Here is a 5,149-nt window from a genome sequence, read left to right on the forward strand (position 1 = left end):
AACCGTTGCCGTTCTTGAGAACTGTTCGCTAGTCTCACAGCGATCGTACTTTTTGACCTGCTTAGTCTAAACTCCAAAATGATTGATTTAACCGGAAAGGTAATTTTAGTAACTGGTGGCTCGAAAGGGATTGGTGCAGTGACGGTGCGGACTCTGGTTAATGCTGGGGCTGAGGTGATTTTGCATTACTTTCGCAGTCAGAAAGAAGCTGAAGCGATCGCAGCAAGTGTTGCGGGCGATCGCTGTTATTTATTGGCAGCAGATTTGAGGGTGGAAAACGCTGCCTCGACTTTGTGGCGAGATGCTTTAAAATGGCGGGGTCATATTGATATTTTAGTTAACAATGCGGGGATTATGCAGTCAGCGGGTATAGAGGACGAGTTCGATATTTGGTCGTCAGCTTGGCAGCAAACTCTACAAGTTAATTTAGTTGCAGTTGCCGACTTGTGCCGGGAAGCAATCCTTCATTTTAAAACTCGCAAGGGCGGTACAATTATTAATATAGCAAGTCGCGCTGCTTTTCGTGGCGATGACCCTAATTATCTGCACTACGCTGCGTCAAAAGGTGCTATTGTTGCTTTAACTCGCAGTATTGCTAGAGGGTTTGCGGCTGATAATATTTTGGCATTTACAGTTGCACCGGGATTTGTCAGTACAGAAATGTCTAATCAGTTTATTCAGGAGTTCGGTGAAGCTGGTATTATTCGCGATATCCCGATCGGCAAAATAGCTCCTCCTCAAGATGTTGCTAATGTTATCGCGTTTTTAGCGTCAGGTTTGGCTACCCACGCTACCGGGACTACGATCGACATTAACGGAGCCTCTTATGTGCATTGAGACAATAACTGTAAAATACCTCTCAAGGCTCATGCTGACACTTTTTAAAACTAACTAATTTATCACTTTAGCAAGACGATAAAAAAATCATAAATCATTTATGGTTATATCAAAGATAGTCTGAGGAAATTTGATTATGACAACCCATAACGGTGGCAACACAAAACGAGTTGCCATACTCATTGAAAATGGAGTTGAAGATTCGGAATTTTTAGTTCCTTACAACGCCTTAAAACAAGCAAATTTTGATGTAGTTGTCCTCGGTTCGCGGACAAACGAAAAGTATGCAGGGAAACAAGGAAAAGTTGCCCAGCAAGCTGACGGAACTACCACAGAAGCATTGCCAGCAGAATTCGATGCAGTGATAATTCCCGGCGGCATGGCTCCCGATACAATGCGGACTAATCCCAACACAGTAAGGTTTGTACGAGAAGCATTTGAGCAAGGAAAACTCGTCGCTGCTGTTTGCCATGGCCCGCAAGTTTTGATTGAAGCCGACTTGCTGAAAGGCAAAAATGCGACTGGTTTCTTGGCAATTAAAACAGACATGATCAATGCCGGGGCTAACTACATTAACGAAGCTTTAGTAGTTGACGGCAACTTGATTACTTCCCGCCAACCGGGAGATTTAGCAATATTTACCACCGCAATTATGGCTCGCCTCGGTTACGGCGGAAAAGCAGTCGGTTTGCCAGAAGAAACTGACAAAAATGCAGAATGGTGGAAATTAGCTAATGGTTGGGGAGGTTCTACACAAGGCGACATAGTTAAAGGTTTGAATACCGCCCTCGCAGGGGAACGCTATGCTTGCGAAGCATTTGAACATTATGCGGAAAAAACCCAAGACAGCGATTTGCGATCGCTCTTGAGAGAAATGATTCAAAACAAACAGCACCACATCATCGCTCTCGAAAGTCGCCTCAACGATTTCGGTGAAAAACCCTCAATTCCCGCCCAAATTGCTGACAAATACGCTAAGTTAAAAGCGTCGATGCAAGGAACCGATGAAACGTTCTTGCTGCGGAGCACTCTCGGTGATTTGCAAACCGGTGTTGTCGATATCAACAACCTGCGGGTGAAGTTCACAGATCCCGTATCAACTGCCATTTTGACAGAGATAGAATCGGATTTGTCTAAGTGTGAACAAGTCGTTGCTAAACTCTTCCGCGCCCGTGCAGCTTCCCAGGAAATTAAGTCGCCTAAACCTTCGACTAGCCCCGCTGTAAAAATGTAATCAGCAAGGGGATAAATAAGTTTGTAGTTGTGTTGACTTGTTAAAACTCCACCAATATCGCAACTACAAACTTGCTCTGCAATCCTACAATATACCCCTTGGCGGTAATATAAAACCCAACACTAACAAGCAGATATTCAACTAACTGCAAGGTGGAGGGTTTTATTCAATGGGTTTTATTATTATTTCAGCGGGACACTGCGGGTTTGAAGGAAGCTTGCGACATCCAAGGGCGGTACAAGCCCCCGGATTCATCCGTGCATAAATAAAAAATATAGTATCCGATAAGCAGCCCCCGGATACATCCGTGAGGTCGCTTTCTTCAATTATTCAATTCTTTAATTCTAAAATCTAAAATCTAAAATCGATTAACCAGCCCTCGGATACATCCGTGAGGTCGCCTTCTTAAATTCTTAAATTCTTAAATTCTTTAAATCTAAAATCCAAAATCTAAAATCGATTGGCTTGTTTCCTCTTCCTTTAGACAGGAGACACCTGGGCTATAAATGCGCTACTGTGTTGCCAATATTTTGATGAGGAAAAAAAGGCTGTGGTTCCCTTACGCGATGAAAATCCCATTACTATCACTCCCTATGTCACCTACGGGCTGATTGCGGCAAACATATTAGTATTTTTGTACGAACTCAGTTTGGGCGATCGACAATTAACCGAATTTTTCTACTCTTGGGCCGTAGTTCCTTGCCAGTTAAGCAATATGTGTCGGGTTGCTCTGCCCGTTTCGCCATTTCCCGAATGGACGACACTAATTAGCTCCCAATTCCTGCACGCAGGCTTTCTTCACATTGCCGGCAATATGTTATTTTTGTGGATTTTTGGCAACAACGTAGAAGACCGTTTAGGACACGTCAAATTTATAATATTTTACCTTACTTGCGGCGTTTTAGCATCACTAACTCAGTGGTTTTTTTCCTCAGCATCTGCCATTCCGTCCCTGGGTGCTAGCGGCGCGATCGCAGGCGTCATGGGAGCTTACATTCTCAGATATCCCCAAGCCAAAGTTCTGACACTGCTGCCATTAGGAATCTTTATTACCACTGTCAGAGTCCCCGCTTTCTTCTTTCTAGGATTTTGGTTTGCACAGCAAGCATTGAGCGGCCTGGCTTCCTTGAATGCCCCGGCAAGTGTCGGCATGGAATCCGGGGGAGTTGCCTACTGGGCCCACGCTGGCGGCTTTGTTTTCGGCGCTATTCTCGGCCCTTTGTTGGGATTGTTTTCTGAAGATAATCAGATTTAATTTTTCACCGCAGATTAACGCAAATTAACGCTGATAAACTGCAAAGGAAATCGGCGTTTATCTACGTTAATCTGCGGTGAAAACCTCTAATTTTTCTCAAAGTTCGGTGCTATGCTTGGCTCTTAGTTGGGATTGTTTTCTGAAGATAATCAGATTTAATTTTTCACCGTAGGTGAACAAAAATTAACGCAGATAAACTGCCAAGTAAATCGGCGTTTATCTGCGTTTATCTGCGGTTTCCAACCTCTTATCTTCCTAGATAAACGTGAAATCAAATTCCGAAAGAGAAGAAACCCCAGTTACACCATTTAACTTCGCCAAAATGCGAGAATCGCTGCCGGTGAGGTTATTGCCATTACCGTCATAAATGATGTAAGTATTGCCGCCGGAATCGTAGGCAAACAAGAAAGCACTTCCTCCCAGAATATTTGCAGAAACCGTTGTCTGCACATTCAGCAGAACTTGGCTGTTACCGCTAAGATTCGCAAATCCGGGGGCAAAATTAAACTGATCGGCGATCGGCACACCGAGACCGCTAAAATCAGTAATCACATCGTATCCGCCCGCCGCGATCGCAGCCTCGATCGCCGCCGAAGAAGCCGCATCAAAGGCAGGCCCACCTTGTGCAGGGCTGGTATAGCGGTATTGATTGCCGCCGCCGCCCCCCGTCATGGTATCTGCGCCGAGGCCGCCTACGATCACGTCGTTATCCACACCGCCGTTAATCGTATCGTTGCCGCCTTGACCATCAATAGTATCGCTGCCGGCCAAACCGTCCAAATTGTCCGGCAAAGAACCCCCAACCAAATTGTTAGGCCCGCTATCAGCCGGCAAGATTTGAACGGTGACAGTACCCACGCCCGGAATTGTCCCGAATCCGTCGCTGACGCTGTAGGTGAAAGCAGTTGTACCGGCTACGTTGCCGGGGATGAATTGCACTTGAGAGACAAGATTTACAGCTACCCCCAGTTGTGGTGTGCTGACATTGATAATGCTGAGCGTCCCTTTTTGCGGGCTGGAATCGTTGGCCAGCACGTCGATGAAAGTTGGCAGCAAATTATTCGTATTGGTAAATACGATGCCGTCATCGACAGCAATAGGCGGCAGGAGAGTTGGAACAGTTACGGAGGTATCGAAAGAATTGATGTTAATCGCCACTGACGCTGCAGCCGTGCCGCCTTGGTCGTCAGCTACGCTGTAGCTGAAAGAACCGGCTTGCCCGATCACGTTTGTTCCAGGTTGGAATTTCAGCCCGAGTAAATCCTGAACGGTTAACTTTTGGTTCACGGTGACTGGGTTCGTACCCGTAATTACCTGACCAAAAGTAGGATTGGGAAGTCCGACTACCGCGATCAACAGTGGATCGCCCTCCGGGTCGCTGGGCGCCGAAATGCTCAGAGAAAGAGGCAAATTCTGCAAACCAGTCACCGTCTTACCCGCTTCCACGAGCGGCGGCTGGTTAGGAGTCGGAGATGTAAAACTCGGCGGAGTCGGCCCGCCGCCTAAAGGCGGAGGAGTTGGCGGCGCCGCAGTTGGAGTGGGGACGATCGAAGGACTCGGACTCGGAGTTGTCGCGCCCGCAGTCGGAGTCGGGCTCGGACTCGGAACCTGTGTCGGCAATGTGCCCGTTGTGGGGTTCGTTGTTGTCCCCGTTGTCGGACTCGTTGTTGTCCCCGTTGTCGGACTCGTTGTTGTCCCCGCTGGTGTTGGAGTTGTGGTCGCTGGTGTTGGAGTTGTGGTCGCTGGTGTTGGAGTTGTGGTCGCTGGTGTTGGAGTTGTGATCGCTGGTGTTGGAGTTGTGGGATTTGTGGTTGTCCCCGTTG

Annotated in this window: 4 protein-coding genes; 3 read left to right on the top strand and 1 reads right to left on the bottom strand. The window is 47.1% G+C overall.

The features are described from left to right. Nucleotides 1-78: 78 nt before the first annotated feature. From QUA36_RS19830 to QUA36_RS19840, 3 genes are all read left to right on the top strand, one after another. Nucleotides 79-837 carry an SDR family oxidoreductase gene (locus tag QUA36_RS19830; RefSeq protein ID WP_333451145.1) on the top strand — a complete coding sequence of 253 codons (759 nt, stop codon included), beginning with the start codon at nucleotides 79-81 and terminating at the stop codon, nucleotides 835-837. Nucleotides 838-973: 136 nt separating this feature from the next. Next, entirely contained in the window at nucleotides 974-2,071 is a 1,098-nt protein-coding gene (locus tag QUA36_RS19835; protein ID WP_333370851.1) for a DJ-1/PfpI/YhbO family deglycase/protease, read from the top strand. A 550-nt stretch (nucleotides 2,072-2,621) separates the two neighbouring features. Next, entirely contained in the window at nucleotides 2,622-3,326 is a 705-nt protein-coding gene (locus QUA36_RS19840; protein ID WP_333158696.1) for a rhomboid family intramembrane serine protease, read from the top strand. Nucleotides 3,327-3,581: 255 nt separating this feature from the next. On the opposite strand, the gene QUA36_RS19845 is transcribed toward QUA36_RS19840, so the two are convergent. Further along, on the bottom strand, nucleotides 3,582-5,149 hold a 1,568-nt coding region (locus QUA36_RS19845), incomplete at its 5' end, for a calcium-binding protein (RefSeq protein ID WP_445301446.1).

The organism is Microcoleus sp. Pol10D4, from assembly GCF_036701555.1.
Taxonomy (GTDB): Bacteria; Cyanobacteriota; Cyanobacteriia; order Cyanobacteriales; family Microcoleaceae; genus Microcoleus.